Origin of the sequence: Novosphingobium sp. SG720 (assembly GCF_012275365.1) — a bacterium.
Taxonomy (GTDB): Bacteria; Pseudomonadota; Alphaproteobacteria; order Sphingomonadales; family Sphingomonadaceae; genus Novosphingobium; species Novosphingobium rhizosphaerae.
The window spans coordinates 320,684-346,966 of sequence record NZ_JAAZQN010000005.1 but is presented as its reverse complement, the minus strand read 5'-3'; the positions used below and the strand labels follow the sequence as shown (position 1 = coordinate 346,966).

23 protein-coding genes are annotated in these 26,283 nt (G+C 66.8%); 15 read left to right on the top strand and 8 right to left on the bottom strand.

Going from position 1 to position 26,283, the window contains the following annotated elements; all coding sequences use genetic code 11:
• The first annotated feature begins 30 nt into the window (after positions 1-30).
• From chlG to FHW94_RS23395, 5 genes are read left to right on the top strand one after another with little or no spacing between them, the layout of a single operon-like run.
• Complete coding sequence (chlG, locus tag FHW94_RS18230) at positions 31-933, top strand: chlorophyll synthase ChlG (protein ID WP_168557234.1); 903 nt, start codon at positions 31-33, stop codon at positions 931-933.
• A complete protein-coding gene (locus tag FHW94_RS18225) occupies positions 930-2,249 on the top strand; it encodes a BCD family MFS transporter (protein ID WP_349237553.1) in 1,320 nt (439 codons plus the stop codon). The genes chlG and FHW94_RS18225 overlap by 4 nt, the downstream gene beginning before the upstream one ends.
• Complete coding sequence (locus FHW94_RS18220; protein WP_168557233.1) at positions 2,246-3,475, top strand: geranylgeranyl diphosphate reductase; 1,230 nt, start codon at positions 2,246-2,248, stop codon at positions 3,473-3,475. The genes FHW94_RS18225 and FHW94_RS18220 overlap by 4 nt, the downstream gene beginning before the upstream one ends.
• Positions 3,472-3,951 carry a TspO/MBR family protein gene (locus FHW94_RS18215; RefSeq protein ID WP_168557232.1) on the top strand — a complete coding sequence of 160 codons (480 nt, stop codon included), beginning with the start codon at positions 3,472-3,474 and terminating at the stop codon, positions 3,949-3,951. The genes FHW94_RS18220 and FHW94_RS18215 overlap by 4 nt, the downstream gene beginning before the upstream one ends.
• 7 nt (positions 3,952-3,958) lie before the next feature.
• Positions 3,959-4,333, top strand: coding sequence for a hypothetical protein (locus tag FHW94_RS23395; protein WP_246866243.1), 375 nt, complete (start codon positions 3,959-3,961; stop codon positions 4,331-4,333).
• Here FHW94_RS23395 and FHW94_RS18205 read toward each other — a convergent pair.
• Positions 4,230-4,847 carry a TetR/AcrR family transcriptional regulator gene (locus FHW94_RS18205; protein ID WP_246866242.1) on the bottom strand — a complete coding sequence of 206 codons (618 nt, stop codon included), beginning with the start codon at positions 4,845-4,847 and terminating at the stop codon, positions 4,230-4,232. The two genes, FHW94_RS23395 and FHW94_RS18205, sit on opposite strands and share 104 nt — an antisense overlap.
• 92 nt (positions 4,848-4,939) lie before the next feature.
• On the opposite strand from FHW94_RS18205, the gene FHW94_RS18200 reads away from it, so the two are divergent.
• The 7 genes from FHW94_RS18200 (at position 4,940) to FHW94_RS18170 (ending at position 17,141) form a co-directional block, all read left to right on the top strand.
• The gene (locus tag FHW94_RS18200; protein WP_168557231.1) at positions 4,940-6,073 is read left to right on the top strand and encodes an acyl-CoA dehydrogenase family protein; all 1,134 of its coding nucleotides are present in this window, start codon (positions 4,940-4,942) and stop codon (positions 6,071-6,073) included.
• Between the two features lie 86 nt (positions 6,074-6,159).
• Positions 6,160-6,927 carry an SDR family NAD(P)-dependent oxidoreductase gene (locus FHW94_RS18195; protein ID WP_168557230.1) on the top strand — a complete coding sequence of 256 codons (768 nt, stop codon included), beginning with the start codon at positions 6,160-6,162 and terminating at the stop codon, positions 6,925-6,927.
• 38 nt (positions 6,928-6,965) lie between these two features.
• Positions 6,966-8,171 carry an acyl-CoA dehydrogenase family protein gene (locus FHW94_RS18190; protein WP_168557229.1) on the top strand — a complete coding sequence of 402 codons (1,206 nt, stop codon included), beginning with the start codon at positions 6,966-6,968 and terminating at the stop codon, positions 8,169-8,171.
• Complete coding sequence (locus FHW94_RS18185; RefSeq protein WP_168557228.1) at positions 8,161-9,240, top strand: phosphotransferase; 1,080 nt, start codon at positions 8,161-8,163, stop codon at positions 9,238-9,240. Before FHW94_RS18190 ends, FHW94_RS18185 begins: the two co-directional genes overlap by 11 nt.
• Positions 9,237-10,019 (top strand): enoyl-CoA hydratase/isomerase family protein, encoded by a 783-nt coding sequence (locus tag FHW94_RS18180; protein ID WP_168557227.1) that lies wholly within the window; start codon positions 9,237-9,239, stop codon positions 10,017-10,019. The genes FHW94_RS18185 and FHW94_RS18180 overlap by 4 nt, the downstream gene beginning before the upstream one ends.
• A gap of 383 nt (positions 10,020-10,402) precedes the next feature.
• Complete coding sequence (locus tag FHW94_RS18175; protein WP_168557226.1) at positions 10,403-14,320, top strand: hypothetical protein; 3,918 nt, start codon at positions 10,403-10,405, stop codon at positions 14,318-14,320.
• A 49-nt stretch (positions 14,321-14,369) separates the two neighbouring features.
• On the top strand, positions 14,370-17,141 hold the full coding sequence (locus FHW94_RS18170; RefSeq protein WP_168557225.1) for a hypothetical protein: 2,772 nt from the start codon (positions 14,370-14,372) through the stop codon (positions 17,139-17,141).
• 101 nt (positions 17,142-17,242) lie between these two features.
• Here the strand turns inward: FHW94_RS18170 and FHW94_RS18165 are convergent, their stop codons facing one another.
• Both FHW94_RS18165 and FHW94_RS23610 read right to left on the bottom strand, forming a co-directional pair.
• Positions 17,243-18,817, bottom strand: coding sequence for an ABC-F family ATP-binding cassette domain-containing protein (locus tag FHW94_RS18165; protein ID WP_168557224.1), 1,575 nt, complete (start codon positions 18,815-18,817; stop codon positions 17,243-17,245).
• Positions 18,818-19,061: 244 nt separating this feature from the next.
• Entirely contained in the window at positions 19,062-19,727 is a 666-nt protein-coding gene (locus FHW94_RS23610; protein ID WP_168557223.1) for a hypothetical protein, read from the bottom strand.
• Positions 19,728-19,835: 108 nt separating this feature from the next.
• Here FHW94_RS23610 and FHW94_RS18155 point away from each other — a divergent pair, with 108 nt between their 5' ends.
• Together FHW94_RS18155 and FHW94_RS18150 are read left to right on the top strand one after the other, a co-directional pair.
• Positions 19,836-20,504, top strand: coding sequence for a response regulator transcription factor (locus FHW94_RS18155; protein WP_168557222.1), 669 nt, complete (start codon positions 19,836-19,838; stop codon positions 20,502-20,504).
• Positions 20,501-21,826 carry a HAMP domain-containing sensor histidine kinase gene (locus tag FHW94_RS18150; RefSeq protein WP_168557221.1) on the top strand — a complete coding sequence of 442 codons (1,326 nt, stop codon included), beginning with the start codon at positions 20,501-20,503 and terminating at the stop codon, positions 21,824-21,826. Before FHW94_RS18155 ends, FHW94_RS18150 begins: the two co-directional genes overlap by 4 nt.
• An 18-nt stretch (positions 21,827-21,844) precedes the next feature.
• Here the strand turns inward: FHW94_RS18150 and FHW94_RS18145 are convergent, their stop codons facing one another.
• The 3 genes from FHW94_RS18145 to FHW94_RS18135 form a co-directional block, all read right to left on the bottom strand.
• Positions 21,845-22,543 carry a pentapeptide repeat-containing protein gene (locus FHW94_RS18145; RefSeq protein ID WP_168557316.1) on the bottom strand — a complete coding sequence of 233 codons (699 nt, stop codon included), beginning with the start codon at positions 22,541-22,543 and terminating at the stop codon, positions 21,845-21,847.
• Between the two features lie 106 nt (positions 22,544-22,649).
• On the bottom strand, positions 22,650-22,946 hold the full coding sequence (locus tag FHW94_RS18140; RefSeq protein ID WP_168557220.1) for a putative quinol monooxygenase: 297 nt from the start codon (positions 22,944-22,946) through the stop codon (positions 22,650-22,652).
• Positions 22,947-22,964: 18 nt separating this feature from the next.
• Positions 22,965-23,984, bottom strand: a complete 1,020-nt coding sequence (locus FHW94_RS18135) for a zinc-binding alcohol dehydrogenase family protein (RefSeq protein ID WP_168557219.1) — start codon at positions 23,982-23,984, stop codon at positions 22,965-22,967.
• 99 nt (positions 23,985-24,083) lie between these two features.
• On the opposite strand from FHW94_RS18135, the gene FHW94_RS18130 reads away from it, so the two are divergent.
• Positions 24,084-24,458, top strand: a complete 375-nt coding sequence (locus tag FHW94_RS18130) for a helix-turn-helix domain-containing protein (protein WP_168557218.1) — start codon at positions 24,084-24,086, stop codon at positions 24,456-24,458.
• 52 nt (positions 24,459-24,510) lie between these two features.
• On the opposite strand, the gene FHW94_RS18125 is transcribed toward FHW94_RS18130, so the two are convergent.
• On the bottom strand, positions 24,511-25,206 hold the full coding sequence (locus tag FHW94_RS18125; RefSeq protein WP_168557217.1) for an HAD-IA family hydrolase: 696 nt from the start codon (positions 25,204-25,206) through the stop codon (positions 24,511-24,513).
• A 146-nt stretch (positions 25,207-25,352) separates the two neighbouring features.
• On the bottom strand, positions 25,353-26,249 hold the full coding sequence (locus tag FHW94_RS18120; RefSeq protein WP_168557216.1) for a LysR family transcriptional regulator: 897 nt from the start codon (positions 26,247-26,249) through the stop codon (positions 25,353-25,355).
• Positions 26,250-26,283: the final 34 nt, after the last annotated feature.

The window sequence follows — 26,283 nt, the reverse complement described above, 5'->3', positions numbered from 1 at the left end:
ATGGGGCGCCTTGGGCTTAGTCTCCAGCCCATGGCTCGCTCTGCTGCCTTTCCTGCGATGGCGCCGTTTCCGGCGGTCCGGGACGTTGCCACGCTGCTCAAGCCGATCACCTGGTTTCCGCCGATGTGGGCGCTGCTGTGCGGTGTCGTTTCTTCGGGCGTGCCGGTCCTTTCACGCTGGTCTTTCCTGATCGCCGGGCTGGCGCTGGCCGGGCCGCTGGTGTGCGGCACCAGCCAGGCAGTGAACGACTGGTTCGATCGCCATGTCGATGCCATCAACGAACCGCACCGGCCAATCCCGTCCGGGCGCATTGCCGGGCGTTGGGGCCTGGCCATCGCCATCGGCTGGACGGGCCTGTCGTTGCTGGTCGCCGCGCTCACCGGGCGGTGGGTCCTGGCAGCGACCATGCTGGGCCTGGCCTGTGCCTGGGCCTATAGCGCACCGCCGCTGCGCTTGAAGACCAGCGGCTGGATCGGCCCGGGAGTCGTTGCGCTGAGCTATGAGGGGCTGAGCTGGTTCACCGGGGCTGCGGTCATGGCCGGGGCACTGCCATCCGGCCGTGTCCTGGCGGTGCTGTGCCTTTACAGCCTTGGCGCCCATGGGATCATGACCTTGAACGATTTCAAGGCCGTGGTCGGCGATCGGATGACCGGATTGCGATCGCTGCCGGTGGTTCTGGGCGAGCGCCGCGCGGCCCTGTTGGCCAGCGCGGTCATGGCCGTGCCGCAAGCGTTGGTCGTGCTGCTGTTGCTGCGCTGGGACATGGCCATTTCGGCGCTTGCCGTGGCGTTGGCGCTGGCGACGCAGATCGCGCTGATGCCGCGGCTGGTTGCCGATCCGGCGGCGCGCGCGCCCTGGTACAACGCCACCGGGGTTTCGCTTTACGTGCTCGGCATGATGGCTGCCGCGTTCGGCCTGGGAGGATACCTGTGAGACAGCACGCATTCGGCTGGTGGGCCATCCTGCGTCTGGGTGCGGTGCAAGCGGCGATCGGCGCGATCACCATGCTGGCCACTTCGTTGCTCAACCGCCTGATGGTGCTGGAATATGGGCTGGCGGCGGGGATTCCGGCCGGCCTGGTCGCCTGGCATTACGGCGTGCAGCTGTCCCGCCCGCTGTGGGGCCATGGATCGGACGTGGGCCGCCGCCGCACGCCATGGATCCTGGCCGGGATGGTAACCTTGGGCCTGGGCGCGCTGCTGGCGGTGCATGGCGTTACCCTGCTGGACGTTTCGCGCGGGCAGGGCATTGCCCTTGCCGTGTTTGCCTTCACCCTGATCGGCGCCGGCGTGGGCGCGGCGGGCACATCGGTGCTCGCCTTGCTGGCCACGGGCGTTGCGCCCGAACGGCGCGCGGCGTCCGCGGCGGTGACGTGGATCATGATGGTCTTCGGCATCGTGGTGGCGGCGGGTGCGGCCGGCGCCCTGCTCGATCCCTATTCCAAGCAGCGGCTCACGGCGGTTGCCTCGGGCGTGGTCGGCGTGGCGCTGCTGGTCACCATACTGGCCACGTTCCGGCTGGAGGGGCAGGCGCCGCTGCTGCGCAATGCCACGCATTCGGCCGATCCGCCGCTTTCCCTGCGCCAGGCGCTGGCAGAAATCTTCGCCGACGATGAAGCGCGCCGCTTTACGCTGTTCATCTTTGTCTCGATGCTGGCCTACAGCATGCAGGACCTGATCCTGGAGCCGTTTACGGGACTGGTCTTTGCGCTGACGCCCGGCCAATCGACCAGCCTTTCGGGCCTGCAGAACGGCGGCGTGCTGGTCGGCATGATCGTTTCGGGCGTGGGTGGCAGCGCGTTTCGCGGGCGCCTGCCGATCGAATTGCGCACCTGGACGATGGTGGGCTGCCTGGGGTCTGCCGCGGCGCTGGCCGGCCTGGCGGTGGCTGCCTGGGTCGGCCCAGGCTGGCCGATTGCGGCCAATATCGCGTTGCTCGGCCTGTGCAACGGCGCCTTTGCGGTTTCGGCCATCGGCTCGATGATGGGCCTGGCCGGGGCAGGCCGCAGCAACGGGGAAGGCGTGCGCATGGGGGTGTGGGGCACCGCGCAGGCGATCGCATTCGGGCTGGGCGGGCTGATCGGGGCGTTGGGCGTCGACGTGGCGCGGGGCGCCTTTGGCCGACCGGGCATGGCTTTTGCGGTGATCTTTGCTGCCGAAGCCGGGCTGTTCCTGGCTTCCGCGCTGCTGGCCATGCGCACGCGCAGCCAGCCGTCCCCCGCCGCCCGCCTGCAGTCGGTGGGCGTATGACACCGGACGCCACTTTCGATGTGGTGGTCGTGGGCGGTGGGCCAAGCGGCGCGACCGCGGCCTGGGACCTGGCCCGCGCCGGGTGTTCGGTGCTGCTGCTCGACCGGGCGGGGCGGATCAAGCCTTGTGGCGGTGCCGTGCCGCCGCGGCTGCTGGAAGAATTCGATGTGCCGCAAGCGCTGCTGGTGGCGCGCGCGCGCGCGGCGCGCATGGTCGCCCCGTCTCGCCGCGCGGTGGACATGCCAGTGGGCGACATCGGCTATGTCGGCATGGTGGACCGCGCTGCGTTCGACGAATGGCTGCGCCAGCGCGCGGCCACGGCGGGGGCAGAGCGGCGCGTCGGAACGTATGAAAGCATCACGCACGACGCTGCGGGTGGCGCGATCGTCTCTTATCGCGCCCAGCGCGGCGGCGCCATGCACGCCGTACGCGCCCGGCTGGTAATCGGCGCCGATGGTGCGCGTTCGGCCATCGCGCGCGCGCATGTGCCCGGTGCCGGCCGCAACCCCTGCGTCTTTGCCTATCACGAGGTGATCCGCGCGCCGGTCGAGACGGGCGAGGGCCAGGCGGGGCGGGGCTTTGATGGTGGGCGCTGCGATGTGCTCTACCAGGGTCGGGTGTCGCCCGATTTCTATGGCTGGGTCTTTCCCCATGGCGAGACGGCCAGCGTGGGCGTTGGCAGCGCGCGCAAGGGCTTTTCGCTGCGTGGCGCGGTGCAGCTGATGCGCGAGGACATGGGCCTGGCGCGCTGCGAGACAATCCGCCGCGAAGGCGCGCCAATTCCGCTCAAGCCGTTGAAGCGCTGGGACAACGGGCGCGACGTGCTGCTGGCGGGCGATGCTGCCGGAGTGGTTGCCCCGGCCTCGGGCGAGGGTATCTATTATGCAATGGCCGGGGGGCGCATCGCGGCGCAGACCGCGCTGGCTTTCCTGGCCAGCGGCAATCCGGCGGTGCTGCGCCAGGCACGCCGCGATTTCCTGCGCGCGCATGGCCGGGTGTTCTGGATCTTGGGCATGATGCAGCGCTTCTGGTATTCCAGCGACAAGCGCCGCGAACGCTTCGTGGCGATGTGCGCCGATCGCGATGTGCAACAGCTTACCTGGCAGGCCTATATGAACAAACGGCTGGTACGGCAGCACCCCTGGGCCCACCTGCGCATTTTCCTCAAGGATTGCGCGCACCTGCTGGGTATTGCCCGCAGCCCTGCAGAAAGCCCCGCGCCATGAGCCGGCCATGGGCCATGCCGGTGGGGATCGCGGTCGTCGCGGCGCTGGTCATCGCGCTCCTGGGCGGCACGATCACGGATCTGGGGCCCTGGTATCAGGGCTTGCACAAGCCGGCCTTCACCCCGCCGCGCCCGGTCTTTCCGATTGCCTGGACGCTGATTTTCGCGCTGGCCGCCACGGCGGGGGTCACGGCCTGGCGCGGGGCGCGGGATGTGCGCACGTCCGACACGGTGATCGGCCTTTTCGCGCTCAATGGCTTCCTCAACATATTGTGGAGCCTGCTGTTCTTTCGCCTGCAACGGCCGGACTGGGCCTTTTTCGAATTGATCGCGCTGTGGTGCTCCATTGCGCTGCTGATCGTCTATTGCCTGCGCATTTCGCGCCTGGCAGCGGCGCTGCTGCTTCCCTACCTGGCCTGGGTCACGGTGGCGGGCCTGCTCAACTTGCAGGTCGTGCAACTCAATGGGCCGTTCTAGAACGGCCATGCAGGCCTATTTCGCCTCGGGCCATGCGGCCGACGTGATGCTGGCCGCACTGGTGCTGGAGGCGGCCTGGCTGCTTGCGCGCAGGCGGCGTCTGGGCCTGGTGCTGGTCATGCTGGGCCCGGCGGCGCTGATCGTGCTGGGCCTGCGCGCGGCGCTGGTTGGTGCGCCCTGGCCATGGATCGCCCTGCCGCTGGCCCTGTCGCTGCCGATCCACCTGGCCGATCCGCGCCTGTGGCAGCGCGCGCCCGCCGATGGAAGCAGCGCGCGCCCTAGCGCGGCAGGAAACCTTGCGCGAGCATGGCGACCAATTGCTGCGCGATTTGCGCCGGCTGCAGGGCGCCGCCCGGATCGTGCCAGCGGCCCGGCCAGTTGAGCGCACCGGCCAGGGCAAAGCCCAGCAGCTTGGTATCGACCGGGGCGAGCGAGCCATCGGCCACGCCTTCTTCGATCAGTTCGCGCATCGCCGTGTCGATCTTGCGCTTGAGCGCCTGGAACTGTGCCCGGCTTTCCGGGCCAAGCGCCTCTGCCCCGGTGCGCACCACGCATCGCCCGAAATCGTCCATGTTGACCTGGGCATAGCGGGTGAGAAAGGCGATCAGCCGATCGGCCCCGGTGCCCGCGCTCTGGCGCGATTGTTCGGCCGCCTCAAGCAGTTGCGACAGGCCGATGGTGACGCATTCGAGCAGCACCTGATCCTTGTTGCCCAGGTAGTGGTAGATCGTCGGCTTGGAGATGCCCAGGCTCGCGGCAACGTCATCCAGCGAGGTCTGGTGAAAGCCGCGCTCGTTGAACATCTGCACCGCCGCGCGCAGCACCGCCTCGCGCTTGGCGGCGCGCGCCTTGCTGCGCTGTTGCGGGGATTGGAACGGGGAATCGGCAGGCGGCAAGATTTAACTCCATGCGCGGAACGCTGCCGTGTTGACACGATACCAGGCAGAAGGCAATCTACTCATGAGTAAACAATAGTCCGGTCAGTTTTATGATTCTCGATGAAACCCAGATTGCCGTGCGCGACATGGTCCATGCCTTTGCCCAGGAGCAGTTGCGCCCGCAGGCCCGCGCGTTCGAAGCGGCCGGTGGCTATCCGCCCGAACTCTTTGCGCAGCTTGCGCAATTGGGCCTGATGGGAATGACCGCACCCGAAAGCGAGGGCGGGGCCGGGCTCGACGCAGTGTCCTATGCCCTGGCACTGATGGAGATCGCTGCGGGCGACGGCGCGCTGTCGACCATCGTTTCGATCCACAACAGCCTGATCGTGGCCGGCATCCTGCGCTATGGCAGCGAACAGCAGCGTGAGCGCTTCCTGCCCGATCTGGTCGCAGGCCGCGCCACCGGGGCCTTTGCCCTGACCGAGGCCGACGCCGGATCGGATGCCGCTGCACTGCGCTGCCGCGCCGACCGGGTGGACGGTGGCTGGCGCCTCAACGGGGCCAAGCAGTTCATTTCCAATGGCCGGATCGCCCGGTTGGCAATCGTCTTTGCCATGACCGACCCGGCAGCGGGCAAGAAGGGCATGACCGCGTTCCTGGTCCCGACCGATAGCCCTGGCTATGTCGTGGACAAAGTGGAGCACAAGCTGGGGCAGTGGGCCTCGGACACGTGCGCGATCCGCTTTGACGACGTGTTCGTGCCCGATGCCATGGTGCTGGGTGCGCCCGGCGAGGGCTATCGCATCGCGCTGTCCAACCTGGAAGCCGGGCGCATCGGCATTGCCGCGCAGTGCATCGGCATGGCCGACGCCGCCATGGCCATTGCGCTCGACTATGCCAGGGAACGGCGCAGCTTCGGCCAGCCGATCATCGCCCACCAGGCGGTGGGGCACCGCCTGGCCGATCTGGCCGCCCGGCTGGAAGCGGCGCGGCAACTGGTGCTGCATGCCGCCGCCGTCAAGCAGACCGGCGCGCCGTGCCTGACCGAAGCGTCGATGGCCAAGCTCGTGGCCTCCGAAACGGCCGAGGCGGTGGTTTCGGGCGCGATCCAGACCCTGGGTGGCTATGGCTACCTGGAGGAATATGGCGTGGCCAAGATCTATCGCGATGTGCGCGTGTGCCAGATCTATGAAGGCACATCCGATATCCAGCGCATGGTGATTGCGCGCGCGCTGGCCGGATGAGGGCACCCTCGTTTTTCGGCCAGTGAGGCCCATCGGCAAAGCCGTCTAAGACATCAGCAAATCGATAATCTGCGGGAGATGCATTCATGGATATCAATGGCGTTGCGGCGATCGTGACCGGCGGGGCCTCGGGCCTGGGCGCGGCCACGGCCGAACTGCTTGCCGCGCGCGGGGCCAAGGTCACGCTGTTCGATCTCAATGCCGAACTGGGCACGGCCAAGGCGGCGGAAATCGGCGGCCTGTTCAAGGCGGTCAACGTCACCGACGAAGACGCCGTGGCCGATGCCATTGCCGAGGCCGAAGGCCTGAACGGCAAGGCGCGGATCCTGGTCAATTGCGCCGGGATCGGCCCGCCGGCCAAAGTGCTCAACCGCGAAGGGCAGCCGCTGCCGCTGGCCGATTTCGCCCGGATCATCAACATCAACCTGATCGGCACGTTCAACGTGCTGTCGAAATTCGCCGCGCGCATTTTCGATGCCGAGCCGCTCGATGCCGATGGTGCGCGCGGGGTGATCGTCAACACCGCCAGCGTCGCCGCGTTCGACGGGCAGATCGGCCAGCCGGCCTATGCCGCCAGCAAAGGCGGGGTGGTGGCCATGGCCCTGCCGATCGCCCGCGAACTCGCCCGCTTCGGCATTCGCGTCAACACCATCGCGCCGGGCATTTTCTGGACACCGCTGCTCGCCAGCCTGCCGCAGGAAGCGCAGGATTCGCTCGGCAACCAAGTGCCGTTCCCCAGCCGCCTGGGCCAGCCGGCCGAATATGCCAAGCTGGTGGAAGCGATCGTGACCAACCCGATGCTCAACGGCGAAGTGATCCGCCTGGACGGCGCGATCCGCATGGCGCCGCGCTGACACCAAGACGCCGGGCCGAACAGAAAAGGGAGAGGGTGATGAGCGGGATCGGGATGGCAGCGGCGCAAGACCTGGCGCGGAAGGTGGAAGCCTTCGTGCGCGCCGTGGTGGTGCCTTATGAAAAAGACGGTCGGCGCGACCACCATGGCGCGCCGACCGACGACCTGGTGCGCGAACTGCGCGAAAAGGCGCGCGCGGCGGGCGTGCTGACCCCGCATATCCTTCCCGGCGGGGGCCACCTGACCCAGCGCGAAACCGCGGTGGTACTTGCCGCCACCGGGCTTTCCCCGCTGGGCCCGCTGGCCTGCAACACCGCCGCGCCCGATGAAGGCAACATGTACCTGCTGGGCAAAGTGGGCGATGCCCATTTGCGCGAGCGCTTCCTCAAACCGATGGTGGAAGGCCGCGCGCGTTCGGCCTTTTTCATGACCGAGCCGGCCGAACTGCAAGGCGCGGGATCCGACCCTTCGATGATGATCACCACCTGCCGCAAGGACGGCAACCACTGGGTGGTCAATGGCACCAAGTGCTTCATCACCGGGGCCGATGGCGCGCAAGTGGGCATCGTGATGGCCCGGTCGGATGAGGCGGACAGCCAGGGCGGGGCGTGCATGTTCCTGGTCGACCTGCCCGATCCTGCCATCCGCATCGACCACGTGCCCAATACGATCGATACCTCGATGCCGGGCGGCCATGCCACGGTGACGATCGAAAACCTGCGCGTGCCGGCCGACCAGATGCTGGGCCAGGCGGGCGAAGGCTTCAAGTATGCGCAGATCCGCCTTTCGCCCGCGCGCCTTTCGCACTGCATGCGCTGGCTTGGCGCATGCCAGCGCGCCAACGAGATTGCCAGCGACTATGCCAATCGCCGCATGGCCTTTGGCAAGCCGTTGATCGACCACGAGGGCGTGGGCTTCATGCTCGCCGAAAACCTGATCGACCTGAAGCAGGCGGAACTGATGATCGACTGGTGCGCGGGCGTGCTCGACACCGGCAGCCTGGGCACTGCGGAAAGCAGCATGGCCAAAGTGGCCGTGTCCGAAGCGCTGATGCGCGTGGCCGATCGTTGCGTGCAGGTGATGGGCGGCACCGGCGTGACCGACAAGACGATCGTGGAGCAGGTGTTCCGCGAAATCCGTGCGTTCCGCATCTATGATGGCCCCACCGAAGTGCACAAGTGGAGCCTGGCCAAGAAGATCAAGCGCGACTGGAAGCAGGCCCAGGAAACCGTCGATGCCCACTGACAAGCTCGACGCGGCGCAGATCGCGCAGGCCAATGCCGGCGTAGGCGCGGTGCGCACCGCGCTGGACGAAGGCGCGCTGGCTTCGTGGCTTTCGGCCCATGTCGATGGCTTTGCCGGGCCGCTGACCATTGGGCAGTTCAACGGCGGGCAATCGAACCCCACCTATCGCCTGGAAACGCCGGGCGCGCGCTATGTCTTGCGGCGCAAGCCGCCCGGCGCCGTGCTCAAAGGCGCGCACGACGTGCTGCGCGAAGCGCGCGTGCAGCAGGCCCTGGCGACAAGCGACGTGCCGGTGGCGCGCATCCTGGGCGTGTGCGACGACGATGCCGTGATCGGCAGCGCGTTCTACGTGATGGACATGGTAGACGGGCGCGTGTTCTGGGACACGAGCTTTGCCGAGGTGCCCAAGGCCGATCGGGCCGCCTATTTCGATGAGATGAACCGCGTGATCGCCGCGCTGCACGGCGTGGACCACGTGGCAGTGGGCCTGGCCGACTATGGCAGGCCGGGCAATTACTTCGCGCGGCAGATCGGGCGCTGGACGCGGCAATACCTGGAAGACGAGCTTGCCGGCCGCGACGCCGATATGGACGCGCTGGTCGCCTGGCTGCCCACGGCCATTCCCGACGATGATACGACCACTCTGGTCCACGGCGATTTCCGCTGCGACAACATGATCTTCCACCCCAGCGAGCCGCGCGTTCTGGCGGTGCTGGACTGGGAATTGTCCACGCTGGGGCACCCGCTGGCGGACTTTGCCTATCACGCCATGCTCTATCGCATGCCGCCCGACATCGTGGCGGGACTGGGCGGGGCGGACCCTGTGCCATTGGGCCTGCCGAGCGAGGCGGACTATATGGCCCGCTATTGCGCGCGCACGGGGCGGGATGGCATTGCCAACTGGGATTTCTATGTCGCGTTCCAGTTCTTCCGGCTGGCCGCGATCTTTCACGGGATCAAGGGCCGCGTGCTGCGCGGCACGGCGGCCAACGCCCAGGCGGCGGAGCGGGCGAAAGCCTTCCCCCGCCTGGCCCGGCTGGGCCGCGAAGCGATGGAGGCCTGCGCATGAACGATGATCTGGTGGTGCTGGAACGGCACGATGCCGTGGCGATCCTGACGCTCAACCGCCCGACGGCGGGCAACACGCTGGACATGCCCACCGCGCTGCGGCTGGAACAGCAGGTGGATGCGGCGATTGCCGATACCGCGGTGCGCTGCGTGGTGCTGACCGGCATGGGCAAGCTGTTTTGCGGCGGGGGTGACGTGAGCGCGTTCGGCACGGCGAGCGAGGGGCCGTCGGCCTTTCTCTTCGCGCTGGCAGGCGCGGTGCATCGCAGCGTGCTCAAGCTGGCGCAGATGGGCAAGCCGCTGGTCACGCTGGTCAACGGCCCGGCGGCGGGCGCGGGGCTGAGCCTGGCGATCCTGGGCGACGTGGTGCTGGCTGCGCCCGGGGCGCACTTCACCGCCGCCTATGGCATGGTGGGGCTGACCCCCGATGGCGGCATGAGTTGGACACTGCCACGCGTGGTGGGCTTGCGCCGCGCGCAGGAGATCATCCTGACCAACCGCCGCATCGGCGCAGAGGAAGCCGCGGCGATTGGCCTGGTCACCCGCACCGTGGCGGCCGAGGACCTGCACGCCGAGGGCCTGGCCGTGGCGCAACGCCTGGCGCAGGGGCCGCTTGCTGCCATCGCCGGCGCCCGCGCACTGCTTGCCGAGAGCCTGCAAAACGACCTGGCCACCCAGCTTGACCTGGAAGTGGTGCGCATTGCCCAGGCCGGCGCCGGGGCCGAGGCCGCGGAAGGCATCGCCGCCTTTGCGCATCGCCGCGCGCCGCGTTTTGCGTGAAAGCCCGACCCGAACTACGTCTGCGACGTAGTTTCGGAGAGGCTGCCGGTGCCGAACCCAAACTTCGCCTTCCGGCGAATTTTGAATCAGCCTCCAAGTCGGCAGTTGCCTTGATCACGAAACCACCAATTTGAAATTAAAAATATTGCTATTGCCCAAGTGCTGCTCCGTGTTAGCTTTCGTAATCCTGCAATAAATACCAAGATTCGTGTCTTGCAGGGCCGGAAGCGGGGGCAGCCGGTATGGTGGATTCACAGAAATCGGTTGGTTCAGATGCGGCATCTGCGGCGCCAAGGCGGGTTTTGCCTTATTGGCTGCGCGTCTGTGCAGTCCTGGTGGCGTTAACCAGCCTTGGCGTTGGTTTGGTTGCTTTTGTTCATAGTTTGATCGTCGTCAACAGCACGCACAAGAGCAATTTCCACCTCGTGGAAATCGCCGCACAAGGGCTGCAATCCTGGCCGCTGGATATCGAGCGCATGGCGCGAGCCAATGTGAATGCTGCCCCGAAACAAGACGAGCAACAGAAAAACGCAAAGACCGCAGCGGTGACGTCTTCGGCGGCGAACCAGACCCTGGTGATGTTCCACCCCGACCTGGGGCGATATATCCTGCATATCTACGGCGTCGACGAGAACAACACCTGCGACGACGTGATCAATGCGAAGCTGGACGATCGTTCCATCGCCATCGGCTATGAACAGGGCCAACATCCAGGCCAGGGCATTCGCCTGCAAGTTGCCGGTGCCATCCGCAATGATCCCGACGCCGGACCACGCAAGATCATTGCCTGCTTCATGGCGCGCGTGCCGCTGGACCGGCTGATCAACACCAGCGTGGAAGACACGCCGATTTCGCACTTTCTTCTGGTGGACGGCAGCGGCCATATTGTCGCGCAACTGGGCGATCCGCCCCTGCCGATCGATACTATCAGCGGGTTGGCCGAGACCGGCGCCATGGGACGCAACCTGGCGCGCGAGATCGGCAGCGGCTTGGGTGCCAAAAGCGGCGAGGGCACGCCCGAAGGCGGGCACGACATTGCCATCGGCGCCGTGCGCGACGTGGTGGCAATGAGCGTGGGTGGCGAGGATTACCTGGCCTATATCAAACCGTTCCTGGTACCCAACGCGGTGAGCCAGCCGTGCGGTGGCGCAACCGGTGGTGCTGGCGCCAATCCGGCGGGGACCACGGCGTGTTACGTCGTGGCGCTGATGCCGCAATCGGCCATGACCAAACGCTGGCTCGAAACCATGCCGGTGGAGCGGATGGGCGCGCTGCTGGTGCTGCTGTTCCTGGCGGTACTTCTGCCGTTCCTGCGTTTTCAACTGATGGGCGCGGGGCAATCGTCCCGCCGGATCGAAGTGATTGCCATGCTGGCCGGGGTACCCGCCGCGCTGGTGCTGGCGCTGTTCATGGTGTTGCTGGCGCACGATACCGATGCCGGCCGGCAATCGACCGCACGCGCCGCGGCGACAACCGCGCAGAACCTGGCGCGCGCGATCGGCACGCAAGTGCATGCGCAGGCGCGTCAGTTGGCCACGCTGCTGGCCGGTGAAAGGCCCGACATTTCGTGTGCAGGCTTTGCCGAAGCGAACGTGCTGTATGAAGACGGCATGTTGCCGCCCCGGGTGAAACCGGGCGACAACGTGGCTGTCCCGGCCGATGGCCGCCTTTGCTCGCTCAGCCCGCGGCGGCCGGTGGCCGTGGATCTGAGTGGGCGGGACTATTTCCAGCGCCTGCGCGACCAGCCCGAGACGGCCAACACCACCACGGCCAATTCGCGAAGCATTGCATGGCTCGCCAGCGGCGTGCGTTCGCAAACCATGGGGCTGGATACCGCCGTGCTGGCGGCCCGCCTGCAGGGAGAGCCCGGCCAGGCCGATCGCTATGCGGCAGGGGCATTCCAGCTCGATGCGCTTTTGCAGCCTGCCCGCCTGGCGAACCTACGCCCCGATCAGCGCTTCATGGTGGTGGAAACGCGCAACTGGGCGGGTGACGATCTGCGCCTGCCGGTGATCTTTCATGCCCAGCGCGGCCACGCCGGATTGGAAAACCTGGCGGAGCAGGCGGAGGCTGATCGTGCCATCCCCGGAAAGATCGTGGCCTTGGCACGCCCCGATGCGCTGGGCGGGAAGCCCGAGGTGCTGCATTTCAACGCGCGCTATGGCGGGCGCCAGGCCAGCTTTGCCGCCATGCCGGTGCCGGGCACCAGTTGGGTGGTGCTGGTCTGGAGCAACCTGGCCGAAACCGACGCGGTTGCCGCGCGCACGACCAGCCTGGCGTTGTGGAGCGCACTGGCGCTGCTGGTACTGATGGTGCTGGTGGCCGGCGGATTGCTGTTGGGCCTGCGGGTGAAGCCGGGCTTGCCCGGACTATGCCCACCGGCGCGCTGGGCCGATCTTTGGCCGCACCAGGCCGGGGCGGAGGTCTATGCCTGGCTGGCGCGGCGCGTGGGGCCCCTGGCCATCGGCATCCTGATCGTGGCCCTGGTCCTTGCCCTGACGCTGCACACGATGGCGCCGGCCCTGGCCTTTTGCGCGTTGGCGGTGCCGGCGGCGGTGGTGAGCATGGGCGTGTGGGTCTGTGCCCAGCCTGATAGCGACGAAGCCCTGACACCGAAGGCAGAGCGGCCGTTTCACCACCTGGTGGTGGGATTGATCGCCTTGATGGCGCTGGTGCCCGGCACACTGGTGTGGCTGGATGCGCGTGCCTTTTCCGTGGCGCATCATCGCAACGACCAGGCCATCGCCGCGCGGCTGGCCGATGTCGATCGCGATCGCCGCGCCCATCTGGTGGCCACGGCGCAATGCCAGGGCATTCCCGTCGATGGGCTCACGCTGGCCGGGCAGGAAGCGGAGCGCAACGCCTGCATCGGGCGCCTGGTGCGCAGCCAGCAGCGGGAAGACGGGGAGCCGGCGTCCACGCAGTGGCCGGCATCGGCCCTTGCTTCTGCCATCTGGTCCATGCGCCAGGGCCATTGGTTCGGCGATGGTGTGGCGGCGCCAACTGACTTGGGGCAAGGCCGCAACGGCGGCAGTTACGACATCGAATGGTTGCCGCCGCTCGATTGGCTGGCTCTCTTGGTGTTCGGCGTGGTTCCACTGGTCGCGCTGTGGCTTTGGTTGCCCCGCCTTGTGCTGCGCGCGCTGTGCGGGTTCGGGGTGCCGCTGGGCGTGGCTGCGCCGGAAGTGGCCGGCGTGCGCACCGCGCCCCGATTGCTGGTGGTGGGTGGCGATCATGCCAGCCGGGAAGCGCTGATGGGCGAACTGGACGCGCAAGATGCGGCAGGCAGCGTCACCATCGACCTGTCCGATGTGCTGCTCTACCCCGATCCGGCCAAGCTGGGCGATCAGGATGTGCGGACTCTGGCAGCCGGGCTGATGCCCCAGGCGGGTATCCTGCAGGTCTATGGCCTGTCGCTGCTGCTGCGCGATGCCGCGCGGCGCCGTGCGGCGCTGGTCTTTCTGGAGCAGGCCGACCGCGCCGTGCGCAATGGCAAGCTACGACAACTGGTGGTCTATTCCGACCTCACCCCGCTGGAACGCATCCTCGATGTGGTGGACGCGGAAAACGCCGGGCAGGTGGAGCGAACGGCGGGCCTTGAAGAGCTGCGCTGGGCGCGGTTTTTCCAGACGTTCGTGACCCATACGCCGAAAGACGGCGGGCCCTTGATCGACCGCGCCATGGTGGATGAGGACGAGGCGTTGTTGGCGCCTGCCAAGGCGCTGTTGCACGAATTGCGGCATCTGCCCCGCCATATCGTGGCCACGCTCTTGCCCGGGGTCGATAGCCTGTCGGAAGGCGCGCGGCCCGCTGCGCTGTGCGCCTGGGCCAGTGGCATCAAGCTGCCCACCGTGCCCGCCGCGATCGATTTCCTGCGCGTGCACCTGATCGAATATTACGAGCAGTTGTGGTTTGCTTCCACCCAGGCGGAATGCGTGGTGCTCGATGCCATCGCCCGTGGGCACCATGTCAACATCCATGCCTCGCTCGTGCTGCGTTCCCTGGTGCGGCGGCGGTTGGTCACGCTCGAGCCGGGACCACGCCTGTTCAACGAGAGCTTTGCCATGTTCGTGCGCCAGGCCGAGCGGCCCAAGACCATTCGCCGCTGGCGGGCGCGCATGCCCCAGGGGGATTGGAACCTGGCGCGCTGGCCGCTGCTGGTGGGGGTGCCGCTGGGCCTGCTGCTGGTGGCCTATGGCGCGGCGCAACAGGGGGACAATCTCAACGCCACGATTTCGGCGCTGCTGGCCGGCATTCCGATGCTGATCGGGGCGTTTTCGCGGCGGCAGGCGGCGGGGTGAGCCAGTTGGGTGAGCCGGCAGGATGAGTAGACAGGACAAGGGGGCCGAGATGGACGAGGCGAAGGCGACGGACAATGCCATCGACGCGCGGCGCGCGTTGTTGCGCCAGTGGGTGGGCGGCAAGGGGCCGGAAATCGATGCGGCGGTGCCGCCCGGCACGATGGGCGTGGCGTTTTCGGGCGGCGGCATTCGCAGCGCCACCTTGAGCCTGGGGTTGGCCCAGGCGCTGGCGCGTGCAGGGCGTCTGCTCGATTTCGATTACTGTTCCACTGTTTCCGGCGGCGGCTATTTCGGCAGTTTCCTGGGCAGCCTGTTCCTGCCCGACAGCGCGCGGGGTGGCAATGCCGGCCTTGACGCAACCGATAGCGTGATATTGGATGAAGCCAATCTGGCACAGGCCGTGCTTTCATCGCGTTCGGACGCCACGCTGCTGCGGTGGGATGGGCGGACCTTGCGCCACCCGGTACGCTGGCTGCGCGAGCATAGCCGCTATCTGGCGCCAAACGGCGCGTCGGACTATCTGCCCGCAGCCGCCTATATGGCGCGCAACTGGCTGGCGATGCTCTATGTCTTCCTGCTGTCGGTGGTGTTTCTGGCCACGGTGATGACCGGGCTGACGGCCTGGACGGTGGCGAATGCCGATCCGAACGGAACCTTGCGCGCGCCGCTTTCCGCCGCGCCGATGGCGGCGAATGCGGCGGGCTGCCTGCAACCGGTGCGCGCTGGTGCCTGTGCCCAGCCGTTCCACCTGCTGCCCAGCCTGCTGTGGTGGCCGGTGCTGGCGCTGGCCTTTGTCACCCTGGCGGTGTGGTTGGGCTATTGGTACACGGAAGTGCTATCCTCTGCCGGGCGCGGTCAGGACCAGCGCAGCCGGGACAAACAAAGCCCTGCCTGGGCGCGGCTCACGGCCGGCATCGTGCTGTGGCTGGCTGCCATTGGCGTGGGATGGGCCGCCTGGCGCCAGTTTCCGTCTGGCGAGGGGGCCAGCCTGATGGTGCTGGCGGGTGTGCTTCTGGCGGTGATCGGTGCGTTGGCCGCACTTCTGGCCGCTTACCTGTCCCAGCATGCCAAAGTGGCGCCCGATGATGCCTATACCGCCGACGTACGCAGCCGGTTGACGCGCTGGGGCGGCAATCTGCTGGGGCTGTCGCTGGGCCTGGCGGCACTGGCCACGATCAACACCTTGGGATTGAGTGCCTATGACTGGATCGCGCGCCAGAACCAGGCCGGGATTGGCCTGCGCCAGGCGCTAGGCCTGGCGCTCGCGCCGCTGGGCGCCTGGCTGATCAACAAGTTGCCCGGTTGGGTGAGTGGCGATGGCAAGCTGGCGGCGATGCTGGGGCGCCATGTCTGGACCCTGGCGCTGGCGGCCGGGGTGCTGCTCTATGGCCTGGTTTCGGTGGGGGCGGATGTGACGGTGCAGGCCCTGTTGTTCGATGGGCAGCGCTGGGTGTCCGGCTTGCCAGGGCGATGGAACGGGCAAATTGTGGCGATCGCGCTTGTCGTGGTGCTGGGCCTGATGATGGCCACGGGCTGGGCCACCGGATTCATCAACCTTTCGTCGCTCCATGGCATCTATGCCGCGCGGCTGACGCGGGCGTATGTTGGGGCGACCAACATCAACCGGCTGCAAGGCGGTCTCCCCCGTCCCGAAGCCAGGCCGGGCAAGGGAGGTGACGCGGCCAAGCCGATCACCGAGACCGATCCGGGCGACCAGGTGCCGATCGCCGTCTATCAGCAACAGCGCACCCTGGCGCCGCTGCACCTGATCAACGTCACGCTCAATGAAACGGTCAGCAGCGCCCATTCGCAGTTGCTGGAACGCGATCGCAAGGGCGTGCCGATGGTCTTTGCGCCCGAGGGGCTGTTCGTCAACGCCACGACACCGGGCACGCCGACGGGCGCGTTCTTTGCTTGGAGCGCGTTGGAAGCGGCCGGCGTGGAAGGGCTTTCGCTGGGGCAGTTGTGTGCGATTTCCGGGGCGGCGGCGTCAACCGGGATGGGATCGCGCACCACGCTGGGTGGGTCGCTGGCGCTGTGCTTTGCCAATATCCGCCTGGGCTATTGGTGGCATGTGGACATGCTGCTGCGCGAAAGCGAGGGCGAACCGCGCAAGCGGAAAGCCTGGCATTTCACATCGCGGCTGTTCCGCACGTTCTTCTATCTCGGTTCGGAAATGCGCGGCTATTTCACCCGCCGCTACAGCCGCGTCTATCTGTCCGACGGTGGCCATTTCGAGAACAGCGGCGCTTACGAACTGCTGCGGCGGCGGGTCCGCACGATCGTGGTGGCCGACAATGGTGCCGATCCCGGCTTTGTGTTCGAAGACCTGGAAAATCTGGCGCGAAAGGCGCGGATCGACCTGGGGTTTGGCTTGGAAGTGGCCAAGCCCACCAAAGTGCAGCACCTGGTGGGCAGCACGGCCGCCTCCCTGTTCCTCAATGGCGAGGAGGAGGACTGGCGCCTGCGGGCGGCGCGGCGCAGCGCGCCAGGGACGGCGGCGAGCCCGATCGACCGCGCGTTCTGCCTGCTACTCGAAGTTCATGGCCGCACAGTGCCCGAGGATGACAATTCCTATGGCGTGATCGGGCATATCGTGTGGATCAAGCCGCGCCTGTGCGAAGGGGTTTCGGCCGATGTCACCGGCTATGCCACGGCGCACTCCGCCTTTCCGCACGAAACCACCGGGGACCAGTTCTTCGACGAGGCGCAGTGGGAAAGCTATCGCCGGCTGGGCTTTTTCATGATGGAGGAACTCCTTTCCACCCCCGACTGGCAAGAAAACCTGCTGCGCCAGATCAACGATCCGGCACGGTGGTAGGCCGTATCACAGGCCAAGTGGCGGTGAACCGGGCGTGAGCCACCAGCGATCGACCGGCGCGCGCAACAGGGTCCGGTCAACGGCGGCCCTGCCTGTGCAGGTCAGAGTTGGATCTGCCGTGCAATGCCGATCGCGTCCAGGAACGCGCCATCGTGGCTGACCACCAGCAGCGCGCCGTCGTAGTCGCGCAGCGCCTGCTCGATAATCTCGATGGATGCGATGTCGAGGTGATTGGTCGGTTCGTCGAGCATCAGCAATTGCGGCGTGGTGCGCGCCGATAGCACACAGGCCAGGCCGGCGCGCAGGCATTCCCCGCCGCTCAACTGCCCGACCAGCTTGTCGCCCTCGGTGTTGCGGAAGGCAAACCTGGCGAGCGCGGCACGGGCGCTGTTATCGTCCAGTCCGGGGTTGAGCCGGCGCATGTTGTCAATCAGGCTGGTCGCGCGATCAAGCATGCTTACCGTCTGGTCCAGGAGGGCGTGCGCCACGGGGCGTTCGATCCGGCCGCGGGTTGGCATGGCCAGGCCTGCTGCAAGCCGCAGCACCGAGGACTTGCCGGTGCCGTTGCGGCCGGTCAACGCCACGCGTGCGGGGCCGTGCAGGTCGAATGACAGACTATCGATAATGGTGCGCCCGCCAGCCTCCCATGTCACGCCGTCAAACGCGAGGGCAAGCCGGTTCGCGTGCAGGCCGCACGGTGGCAACACGATCTTGAGCGGCGTTGCCACCTCGACATGGGACCGTGCCGCTTCGAGTGCCGACGCCTGCGCTTCGATGCGCTGCTGGGCAAGGGTATGGCCACGGCCACCGCTGTTCTGCGCGCGCTCGCGTTGCCGGCCAAGCAGGATTTTCGGCGCGCTGCCGCTGGCGGCATAGGCCTGACCACTGCGATCGCGCCGTGCCTGTCTCTCGTGCGCGGCCTGTGCTTCGCGCCGGGCGGTGCGAGCTTGCCGTTGCGCCTCGGTCAGGTTTGCCTCGGCGCGCGCTTTTGCCGCGTCACGTGCTTCGACCCAGGATGACCAGCCACCGCCGTGGACCGCTACCCCGGTCGGCGAAAGCGAGACGATCCGGTCCACCCCTTCGAGTAGATGGCGATCATGGCTGACGAGCAGCGCGCCGCCGCGCCAGTTGGCCAGAAGATCGGCAATGGCCGCCCTGCCATCCGCGTCGAGGTTGTTGGTGGGTTCGTCGAGCAACAAGAGGTCGGGAGACGCGATCAGCACGCGGGCAATCGCCAGCCGGGTCCGCTCGCCACCGCTGAAGCTGGCCAGTGGGCGCCCAAGGTCGGGTGCTGGCATGCCCACGCTGGCCAGGGCATCGGCCAGCCGATAGGGCAGGGTCCAGTCCGCTTCGGCAAAATCGTGTTCCGTGCCAGCGCCGGCTTCGATGCGGTCCAGTCGGGCGAGGTGGGCGGCAACACCCAGGGCAGACGCTGCCGATTCGGTGCCGGGCGCCACGGCCTGGCCGAGCATGCCGATCGTGCCGTTCACGGTGATCGTGCCGGCCTGAGGCGGGATCGTGCCGAGGATCGCGCGCAGCAGCGTGGATTTGCCCGCGCCATTGCGGCCAACTACGCCGACACATTCCCGGCCGAGATTGAGCGACAGGCCGGAAAACAGCGGCTGACCGACAGGCGTGGCCAGGGCCACGGATTCGAGCGTGAGGAAGGATGACATGATGGTACCGGAATCAGGAAAGCGACGGGCGAAATCAGCGCGTCTTCCGGTCCATTTCACGCTCCTGCGGTTGACATGATCAGTCGTAGAATTTCAGGGCATTACCAGATCGGGCCGATGCTGGCAATTCGCCGCACGCGCTGCGGCGCGCCCGGCGCCGATCCTGCCTGCTGCGGGCCGGATGCCAGTCTGCAAAGGGTGAGGCGACAGCCGCGCCAAGCAATAGCGCGGCTGTCCAGGGTCATTACTTGGTGTCCAGCCCCGCGGGCGGCGCGGGCGGATTGGCCGGGCCGGGGCGATTGTCGGCGCGGCTGGCATCCGGCGGCGGAGGAGCGGGAGGTGCAGCGCCGCCGTTGGGCAAGGGCGGCGGCGGCGGGTTTGCGCCCGTACCCGGCGGTAGCGGGTTGGGTCCGGCTCCCGGAGGCGGAGGCGGAGGCGGAGGGGGAGGGGGCGGCGGTGCGTCATGGCCCGGACCATGCGCCGGCGGAGGCGGAGGGGGTGGCGGCGGCGGCGGACCACCGACCTGGGTGACGCTGCCTTGTGGATCGACGAGATAGGAGGCGTGCATCTGGCCGTTCTCGTATCGACCCTGGACCATCACGGCATTGCCCGAACGCATCTGGCTGGAACCGCCATGGCCGGCGTCAACCAGCAGGCGGCCGGTGTTGTCCTGCAGAATGAAGCGATCGCCATAGACTTCGGCGACCCGGCCCTTCACGGTGGTGATCCCGCTGCGCTGCGCCACTTTGGCGATTGCGGTGGGAAGCGTGGGCGCCATTTCCACCGTCGGCCGGGTAAGGGATACAGCGCCCGCCCCGGCAGCGCCGCCCAATGCGAACAACACGGCCATGCCACTGGCCAGCTTGACCCGATGCGGAATGTGCCGGACCGGTTTTTTCCAATCGACCATCTTTCAACTCCTTGGGTTGTCGATGGCATTTTTCTATGATGCCTTGTCCGACGCAGCCTGAAGCTGGCGTTTCATGTTCGGTTTAACCTGCGGCGGTAATCTGCGGCCATGCGTATTCTGCTTGTCGAAGATGATCCCGACCTTGGCGAGGCAATCGCGCGCAAGCTGCGCAGCGAAAATTGCGCGGTCGATCTTGTCGACAACGGGATCGATGCCCAGCACCTTGGCGAAACCGAGCCTTACGATGCCGTGATCCTCGACTTGGGCCTGCCCGGCAAGGCGGGGGCGGCGGTGCTGGCAGACTGGCGCAAGGGCATGACGAGCGTGCCCGTTCTCGTGCTGACCGCGCGCGAGGCCTGGGCGGACAAAGTTTCCGCCTACAAGGCGGGCGCGGACGATTATCTGACCAAGCCCTTCCGCATCGAGGAACTGATGATGCGGTTGCGCGCCATCGTGCGGCGCGCCGCCGGGCATGCCAATCCCCACATGGTCTGCGGGCCACTGGTGTTCGAAAGCCAGACCGGGCAGTTCGAGCTGGATGGCCTGCCGCTGCGTCTCACCGCGTTCGAATGGAGAGCGCTTTCGCAACTGATGATGCGCCGGGAGGCGGTGGTCGAACGGCTCGACCTGATCGAGCGCATGTATGAAGGCGATGCGGACGTCGATTCCAACACGCTCGATGTCATCATCGGCCGCCTGCGTCGCAAGATCGGCGCAACGCTGATCGAGACCGTGCGCGGCCGGGGCTATCGCCTGACCGCGGGGGCAACGCCATGAAGCGCTGGTCGTTGCGGGCCCGGATGCTGGCGCTGTCGGCCGTGGCCACGGTGATGGCACTGGGTATTGCGGGATGGTCTGTCGCGGGCATCCTCACCCATTTCGTGATCGAAGGGCTGGACCAGCGGCTCGATGCGCAGATCGCCCTGATGGCAGGCGCCGTGCGCGACGATGGGACGATCGACCGCACCCGCATCGAGCAACGGATCGGGATCATGACGCTGCGCCCGGAATGGCGCTGGCGGATCATCGGTCCGGATGGAGAGATTGGTTCGACGGATTTTCCCGCGCTCGACCCGGCGCCGCCACCACCGCCGGGCGAACCGCGTCCGCCGGCCGGCCCCTTGCCCGCGCCCTCGCTTCCCGTTCCGCGCGAGGGGATGGCGGGCGAAGGGCACGTTCATGCCCGGCAGGCAGTCATCAGCACCAGCCGCGGAACCGTGACTCTCATTGCCGCCGCGCCGCCGCAAGTGATCGCCCGGCCGATCCGTGCCGCGCTCGTGCCCCTGCTGTCTGTCATTGCCGTGCTTGCCGTGCTGTTCACGCTGGCGGCGCTGTTCCAGCTGCGCCTTGCCCTGCGGCCCATTGCCCTCCTGCGCGAACAGCTTGGCGAAATTCGCCTTGGCACGCGAACGACAGTGGACGAGGATCAGCCTGCGGAACTCAAACCGCTGGCGGTCGAACTCAACGCCATGTCTTGCGAAAGCGCCGCAGCGCTCCATGCCGCTCGGGCGTCGGCGGCCAATCTCGCCCATGCGTTGAAGACCCCGGTGGCCACACTCGCGCTCACGGTCGAAGATAATCCCCTGGCGACCAGCCAGATCGCCCGGATCGAGAGCGTCATCCGCCATCATCTCGCCAGGGCAAGGTCCGTGGCGGTGGCCCATCGCGCCAGGACGCCGCTGGCGCCTGCAGTCGCCGATGTCACGGGCGTGATCCGCTCGCTGCATCCGGCCCTGGCCATATCGGTTGATGTGCCGGGCAGCCTCGCAGTGACCCTTGATGGACATGACCTGTCAGAAATCCTTGGCAATCTGCTCGACAACGCAGCGCGTCATGCGCGCACGGCCGTGTCGGTCAGCGCCTCGGCAGAGGGCGGGCGAATCCTGGTGGCCATTGAAGACGATGGACCAGGCATTGCGGCCGACCAGCGCGAACTGGCACTGCAGCCCGGCATCCGGCTGGACGAGACGCCACAGGGCGACGGGTTCGGGCTGGCGATCGTGCGCAACCTCGTTGCGCTCCACGGCGGTGGCCTGGATCTGCGCGAGGGGCAGCGCGGCGGCTTGCTCGTACAGCTTTCCCTGCAGTCGGCCGGGTGACAGGGCGGGCCACGCCGCCTAGCCAAGCGTCAGGCCAAGTTCGGCGATCAATTGCGCGGCCTGGTCGCGGGATATGGTCGCGCCGCGAAACAAGGCAGCATCGACCAGGCGCAACCCGTCGAGTTGGGCCCCGCGCAGATCTGCCTTTTCAAAGCGCGCGCCGCCCAGCAACGCGTCGCGCAGGCTGCAGGCCTCGAACGTGGCGTCCCGGAAATCGACTTTGCGCAGATCGGCCTGGCTCAAATCCAGGCGCTGGAGATGCCTTTTGCGAAAGCTCAGGCCGGCCAGTTTGGCTCCGACCAGCAAGACTTCCTCGCAATGCAGGTCGATCGTCCGGGCATCGGTCAAGTCGGCGCCGGTTAGCTTGCAGCCGGTGATGCGCGTGCCGGTCAAGCGGGCATGGCGCAAATTGGCATTGTTGAAGTCGCACGACTGGATGGTGGCGTCTGACAGATCCGCGTTCAGGAAGACTGCAAACGGGCCACGGCAAGACAGCCATTGCGTGCGCTCAAGATTGGCGCCGGTCAGGTCTGCACTGCGCAGGCTGCAACGCTCAAATCGCCACCCGCCAAGATCAAGATCGGCCAGGTCCGCCTCGCCCAGATCGCAAGCGACAAGGTTGACTGTGCCCGCACCGTTCGCCGGCATGAGGGCGAGAATATCCGCGCGAGCCAGGGTGGCCCCTTCGACGGTTTGGACAAAGGCGTTCCGGGGCATCATCGCGCCTGTTAAGGCCTTTCCAGCGCTTTGGTAAAGTGGCGCTTTGGCATGGCCGCCAGCCAGCGCCGGCCCTGCGGCGGCTGGCTGGCTGACAAGGGCCGCGTTACAGCGCGCGCAGCCGTTCGAGCGCGAGTGGTTGCGCCAGCAATTCGCCCAGTTGCGCTGCCACGCCGCTCGATCCAAGCAAAGCGGCATGGGTGTCGAGCGCGGCCTGGTTTTCCCAGGCCTCGACCATGACGATCACGCCCGGCGCATCCAGACTTTCGTGTGCGGTATAGGCGAGGCAACCCGGTTCGGCCTGCACTTTGGGGATCAGGGCAAGCATGGCTTTTGCCAAAGCCGCCTCATCGCCCGCCTGCGGCACCAGGCGGGCGATGAGGTGGACGGTCGTGTCGGTCATTGTTCGGGTCCTTTTGCTTCAGGCCCACCCTTGCAGCACGATCTTGCCGCGCGTGGTGTTGCTTTCGATCTGCTTGTGCGCCGCCATCAGGTTGGCGGCGTTGATCGGGCTCAGTGTCTGCGTCAGGGTGGTTCGAATCCGTTCGGCGTCAACCAGTTCGGCAACCGTATCGAGCAACTTGCCCTGCTCGGCCATGTCGGCCGTTTGGTACAACGACCGGGTAAACATCAGTTCCCAATGGACCGATACCGACTTGCGCTTGAAGGCGATCACGTCGAGGCTGGACGGATCGTCGATCAGGGCAAAGCGGCCCTGCGGGGCGATCAGTTCGGCAATGTCGGCCAGATGACGGTCGGTGTGGGTCGTGGAAAACACCCAAGCCGGCGCGCCCAGGCCCAGCGCCGTGATTTGCGGGGCAAGCGGCTGCGCATGATCGATCACATGGTGCGCGCCCAGATCGCGCACCCAGTCCTGCGTTTCGGCGCGCGAAGCAGTGGCAATGATCGTCAGGTCTGTCAGCGCCCGCGCAAGTTGGATCGCAACAGAGCCAACGCCACCTGCGCCGCCGATGATCAGGATCGCCTTTGCCGCGCCCGGCACCGGATCGGCCAGGCGCAACCGGTCGAACAGCGTTTCCCAGGCGGTAATGCTGGTGAGGGGAAGCGCGGCAGCCTGCGCCCAGTCCAGGCGCTGCGGCTTGTGGCCGACGATGCGTTCGTCGACGCGGTGATACTGCGCGTTGCTGCCATCCCGCGCGAGATCGCCGGCGTAGTAGACGGCATCGCCCGCCTTGAAGCGCGTGACGTCGGGCCCGACGGCTTCCACCACGCCCGCCGCATCCCAGCCCAGCACGCGATAGTGAGCGCCGGCCAACGGCTTGGCTCCGGAGCGCACCTTGGTGTCGACAGGGTTTACCGAAACGGCGTGAACCGCGACGAGGATATCGTGCCCGGTGGGCTCGGGGCGGGGCAGATCAATGTCGATCAGCGCGTCGTTCCGGTCGATCGGGCCGGGATTTTGATAGCCGATGGCCTGCATGGGACTTCCTTTCCTGATGGTTGCCCCTAACTAGGTGCGGCGGCGGAACATGTCATACGCACAAAAACTGCCTATAGTATCAAAAAGGATAGCGTAACGATGGCCAAGGCTCGCCATTCCAGGCTCGATTGCACGCCCGGTTGCGCGGTGGAGGCCGCGGTGAGTTTGATCGACGGCAAGTGGAAGGCCGTGGCGCTCTTTCACCTTGAGGACGGGCCGATCCGCTTCAACGAATTGCGCCGCCGCGTGGGCGAGGTCACGCCCCGCATGTTGACCAACCAGTTGCGCGAGTTGGAAGCAGATGGCCTGATCGAGCGCGAGGTCTTCGCCCAGGTGCCGCCACGGGTCGAATATCGCCTGTCGCAGCGCGGGCAATCGCTTACCCCGATCATCGCTGCGCTCAAGGCGTGGGGCGATGCGAACATGGATCTGTTTGGCCGCAGACGCGAACCGGGGCTTCCCGAACGGGACTGAGCCTTCGGCACGCCAGCGAGACGGTCAGGTCAAAACAACGGGCCTGTGCCCATCATCCGGTGCGCAACCGATAGGATTGCGATGCTCCGTCAGGGCGGATCCACAATTCTCCATCATCGGCGGCTTCGATCTGCAGCGCGCTGTAATCGCGAATGGCGGGATGGGGCGTTTCCACGGTGTGGGTGTGGGTCGCGGTGATCACCAGCACCAGGGCGCCCGCCCGCTCCGCTGCCAGAATGCCTGCAGCGGAATCCTCCAGCACGAGGCAGCGCTGGGCGGTGGTGCCAAGCTGCCGTGCGGCAAGCTGGAAGCAATCGGGGGCGGGCTTGCCGTGCTCGACATCCTCCGCCGCGATCAGGATGGGCGGATTGGGCAGTCCGGCGGCGGCAATCCTGCGCTGCGCCAGCGCGCGCGGGGCTGATGTCACCACGGCCCATTGCGCGCCGGGCAGCGAGGAAAGGAACGCGGCGCTGCCGGCAATGGCCTCGATCCCGTCCACGTCGTCAATTTCGGCCTGGGTGATCCTTGCGGCTTCGGTGACGGGATCGACGCCCGGCAAACCAAGCCGCCGGATCGTCTCGACCGATTGCACGCCATGGATGGTCTTGAGGAAAGCGTCCACATCGAGACCTTGGCCTGCAGCCCAGCGGCCCCAGATCCGTTCGGCGGTCGCTATCGAGTTGAGGATCGTGCCATCCATGTCGAGCAGCACCGCATCAATCGAATGAATTTCTGCTTCCGACGTCATGGTTTAGATCCTTTGGGCCCGTGTTTGCGGGATAGCTGCGATTGGTTGGCACGGCAACCGTGCACCGCCGACGCCAGACCGAAGGGGTGGGCGCGGTTCAAGCCGGCAAGGTGCCTGGCCGCCATGAACCCCGGCGGCCGGAGGGGTCATCGATCGGCCAGTTCGCGGGCAAGATTCACGAAGGCCTGGAATGCGGCGGAAGAGTTGCGCCGGCTGGGGTAATATAGGCAGACCGGTGGCAGGGACGGGGTCCAGTCAGGCAGGATTTGGATCAGTCGCCCCGCGTCCAGGTCTTCGCGAACGTCGGATTCCATGAAATAGCCAATTCCCACGTTCTCCAGCACCGCCATGCGCGCAAGGGTCGCTTCATCCAGCGTGATCGGTCCGTTCACGTCGAGGTGCAGCAACTCTCCCGATCGCTGAAACTTCCAGCGGAAAAGGCCGCCATCCGGCAATCGCACGCGGATACATGCGTGATCGCGCAGATCGCCTGGATGCTGCGGCCGTCCATGCGCAGCAAAGTAGGCGGGCGAACCGACCACGGCAAAGCTGCGCGGCCCGCCCAGTGGCACGGCGATCATGTCGACCGGCACCATGTCCTGGCTACGGATGCCGAAATCGTAGCCATCGGCAACGATATCCACCAGGCGTCCCTCGGTAACCAGGTCGACGTGAACACCAGGGTGGCGTTGCACGTATTCGCGGATCAACGGCGCGAATGCCTCGCGCGCGGCGGTCGCAAACGCATTGATGCGCAATGTGCCAGACGGCGTTCCCTGGTGCGAGCGGACCGCTTCCATCGCCTCGCGAATGATGTCGAGCGCGGGCCCCACTTGCTCCACGAAGGCGCGCCCGGCTTCGGTCAGTGCCACGCTGCGCGTGGTGCGGTTGAACAGGCGAACGCCCAGTTCCCGTTCGAGCTTGGCGATCGTGCTGCTCAACGCGGTCGTCGAGACGCCAAGTTCCAGGGCTGCAGCGCGGAATGATTTCCGGCGCGCAATGGCAAGCACGCTGGTCAGGCGCGTGAGGCCTGGATCAGCCATTGTACCGAAAATCAGGACAGCACATTCCGCCTTA